The organism is Tahibacter caeni, from assembly GCF_024609805.1.
Taxonomy (GTDB): Bacteria; Pseudomonadota; Gammaproteobacteria; order Xanthomonadales; family Rhodanobacteraceae; genus Tahibacter; species Tahibacter caeni.
The window spans coordinates 1-3,373 of sequence record NZ_JANFVR010000428.1; the positions used below are offsets into that span (position 1 = coordinate 1).

General features: G+C 70.5%; 3 protein-coding genes. 2 read left to right on the forward strand and 1 reads right to left on the reverse strand.

What is annotated here, in order from left to right; genetic code table 11:
- The coding region (locus tag NON22_RS22015) for an ATP-binding domain-containing protein (protein ID WP_257389145.1) at positions 1 to 683 on the forward strand (683 nt) is incomplete at its 5' end.
- Positions 684 to 924: 241 nt separating this feature from the next.
- Here the strand turns inward: NON22_RS22015 and NON22_RS22020 are convergent.
- Positions 925 to 2,670 (reverse strand): trypsin-like serine peptidase, encoded by a 1,746-nt coding sequence (locus NON22_RS22020; protein ID WP_257389146.1) that lies wholly within the window; start codon positions 2,668 to 2,670, stop codon positions 925 to 927.
- A gap of 211 nt (positions 2,671 to 2,881) precedes the next feature.
- On the opposite strand from NON22_RS22020, the gene NON22_RS22025 reads away from it, so the two are divergent.
- Positions 2,882 to 3,091, forward strand: coding sequence for a DUF3606 domain-containing protein (locus NON22_RS22025; RefSeq protein WP_257389147.1), 210 nt, complete (start codon positions 2,882 to 2,884; stop codon positions 3,089 to 3,091).
- Positions 3,092 to 3,373 lie beyond the last annotated feature (282 nt).

Below are 3,373 nucleotides of genomic sequence, written 5' to 3' on the forward strand. Positions count from 1 at the left end.
CTGCGGCGCTGGCCTCGCTGCCGCTGCGGCCGCCGCTGCCGTCGCCGGGCGGCGGCGAATCCGCCGCCGACGCGGCGGCCGTGCCGTACCAGCCCTCCTTGTTCTCGCCGCCGCCGCGCGAGCCCGGGCAGATCGCGTCGGAGGCGTTGCGTGCGCTCGGCCAGCGCCAGCTGCTCTGCGCGCTGCGCGAGGATGCGTTCGGCGCGCTCGCCGTGAACGCCGCGATCGAAACCGAGCTGCGCCGGCTCTGGCAGGTCGACGCCGAATCGCCCTGGTATCCCGGCCGCGCCGTGCTGATCACGCAGAACGACTACGGCCAGCACCTGTTCAACGGCGACGTCGGCCTCTGCCTGGCCGACGCGGAAGGCCGGCTGCGCGTCTGGTTCGAGACCGACGCCGGCGCGCGCGCGTTCGCGCCCGAAGGCCTGCCCGCGCACGAGGGCGCATTCGCGATCACGATCCACAAGAGCCAGGGTTCGGAATACGCCCACGTCGCCGTGCTGCTGCCGCCGGACCCGGAGCACCGCATCCTGTCGCGCCAGCTGCTGTACACGGGCATTTCGCGCGCGCGCGAGCGGCTCGATCTCTGCGCGACGGCCGCCGCCGCCGCCGCGGCGCTGCAGCGCCCCGTGCAGCGTGCCGGCGGACTCGCCGCGAAGCTGCGGCAGGCGCCGGCAGCCTGAAGCCGGTTCGGATACCTGCCGGTTCAGCCGCGCGACGCACGCTGCGGGCAGTAGCACCGGAAAGCTCTCCTGTTCCGGCGGGAGCGGAGTTTCGGAACTGACGGACTCGATGGAGGTCCGTCGAAAGACCGATCGCGGCGCCATTGAACATCCGATCGGATATTCAACCGCCCGGCGAACCCCTCTCCCGCGAAGGGAGAGGGGAGGATCTCGGCGCGCCCGGCGCCGGCCGGACGGTCCGTCAGTACTTCTGCAGCAGCACGCTGCGGTTGACGCCGTCGACGTTGTAGCTGAAGTTCGCCTGCGTGCCCGAAGTGAAGGTCAGGGTGAAGGTGCCGACCTGGGTCAGCACGCGCGCGTCGGGGTTGTAGGTCGGACCCCACGGCGAGCCCGTGAACTTCACGACGCGGCCGCCGGCGACGTCCGTCGCGCTCCACTGCGGGTCGAGCTGGTACCAGAACGCGCGGCCCTGGCTGTCGTAGACGAACCAGACCGCGAACAGCGTGTTGCCGAACTGGAACATGCTGATGCCGCGGCCGCCTTCGGTCCGCACGTCCCACTGGCCCGTGTAGTCGCGCGACGGGCCCGGGCCGGTCGAAGCCGGCACGAGGTATTGCTCGATCGACGGGAAGATCAGGTCGAGGCGCGAATAGACGTCCACATTGCCCGAGGATTCGCCCTGTCCCGAGTTGCTGCACGACGCGCTGCCGCCGAACAGTCCGCCGCGCAGCTGGTAGCCGCCGTTGGTCGCTATCGTGAACAGGCCCGAGCCGCTGCTGCCGCCTTCGGTCGTGCCCTGGCTCCACGACGCCTTCCAGGTGCTGGTGGCGGTCTGGCCGTCGAACGTGACGTTCTCGCGCGTGCCGCTGTTGTTGCCGATGCTGACCTTCTTGATGTCGCCCGAAGGATGGTGGATGCCGGTGACCGCGACCGGCGGCGTCAGCGGATTGGCGTTCCAGCCGGCGAAGACCGCGCCGGCCGGCGGCGTCGAATTGAGTTTGAGCAGGGCGCCGTCGGTACTGCCCTGCGAATACAGCAGCTGCGCGCCGCCGGTCAGCTGGGTGTTCGGGCCGGACTGGTCGACGCCGCAGGTCGGCGTCTCGTAGTTCCAGAACGTCGCCAGCGACGAGGCTTCGCTCTGGTCGCCGATGCAGTGATGCGCGGTGAAGAACCACGGTATCTGGCTGCTGTCGTCGGTGTCGTTAAGCAAGGTGCCGGTGCAGGTATAGCTGCCGCCGCCGGACTGGAACACCATGCGCGCGACCGCGTTCTTGGCGTTGACGAAGGACTGGCCGAGGCTGCCGGTGCGGCAGACCACGTCGATGTTGCAGGAGCCCGAATCGCCGAGCGCCTTGCTGTGCGCGGCGGTCAGCGGCGACACGAGCAGGTGCGACAGCGAGTCCACGCGCAGCGCGACGCCGGCGGGGTCGATGCCGGCCGGCACGAACAGTTCGAGCTGCTGGCGTTCGCCCTCGGTCACCGCGGTCCAGAACACGCCGTCGCCATCGGCCTGATTGCGCGCGGCGGCCGCGTCGGTCGCATGGATCACGCCGTCGGCGCCGGCCACGCGCAGCTCCACGCCGTCGGGCCAGTTCTTGCCGCGCAGGCCGACGCGCAGCGCCACGGCGCCCGGCGAGGCCACGTCCAGGCGCAGTACGGCGCCGCCGTCGACGTACTGCAGCTGCGGCTGCGGCAGATCATCGACGGCTTCGCTCGCGATGCCGCGGCTGATGCCGATCTGCAGGCGGCGATTGCCGTTGCTTTCGTTGCGCCGCTTGACGGCCGCGGCGCGCTCGTCGGCCAGCGCCGGCAGTTGCAGCAGCGGGGCGGCCGCGGTGGCCTTGGCGCCGCTGCGCCAGTGCTCGGATTTCGGCGCAGCGGCCGCATCGACGCGAAGTGCTTCGCTGGAGGTTTCCAGGATGACGGCCGCCTGGGCGCCGCCGGTCAGCAGCAGGGACAGGACCAGGCTCAAAGAGCGCACTTTCATGATCGACTCCAGCAATGAATCCAAGGGCCTGTGCCGGCCCGGCGTTGGATAATACGCCGGCCGGCGTCGAATCCTGTCAGCTCGCGCAAGCGCTTGATTCGCCGGCTGCGCTGCGGCTTTCGTCGCCGTTCCGCCACGAAACGATGACGGCGCATTAACTTGCCCGCGCGTATACCGGCATTCCCAGCCACCGTGGTTTTCCGAGGACGCCATGAACGAGCGTCGCACCCTTGTTTCGCCGTTGCGCATGCCGGCGCAGAGCACCGACCGCATCGACTTGTCCTCGCATTGGGAACTGACGTACTGGGCAACGCAGTGGGGCGTGTCACCCGAACAGATCGTCAAGGCCGTGGCCTCGGTCGGCACGAACCTGCGCCTCGTGCGGCGCGAATGCGCGGCCGTGCGCAGCCTGCGCGTCTGACTCGCGCGGAGAGGCCGGAGCAGCGGCGGGCGACCTGCGTCACGCTGCCCGTCGACGCCGGTAAAGCGGTTACCTCGCCACCGTGCATCACCCGTTGACCGACCGTCGCCGCGCTCGAGCGCGCTCCGGCTTCACGATTCGGCCAATTTCTTCTTCGACCTGACGCGCGTGCGTCCGCCGGGTTTCGCCGCGCGTGACGGCTGCGGTGCTCGGTCTCGCGGCCGGGCGCGGCGAACCTGGCCGGCGGTGCCCGCCGCGGGCGAACGCCGGCCCTCGCGGGAG

Coding starts and splice junctions, on each gene's coding strand:
- NON22_RS22025 (WP_257389147.1), top strand. CDS start 2,882: ATGAACGAGCGTCGCACCCTTGTTTCGCCGTTGCGCATGCCGGCGCAG.
- NON22_RS22020 (WP_257389146.1), bottom strand. CDS start 2,670: ATGAAAGTGCGCTCTTTGAGCCTGGTCCTGTCCCTGCTGCTGACCGGC.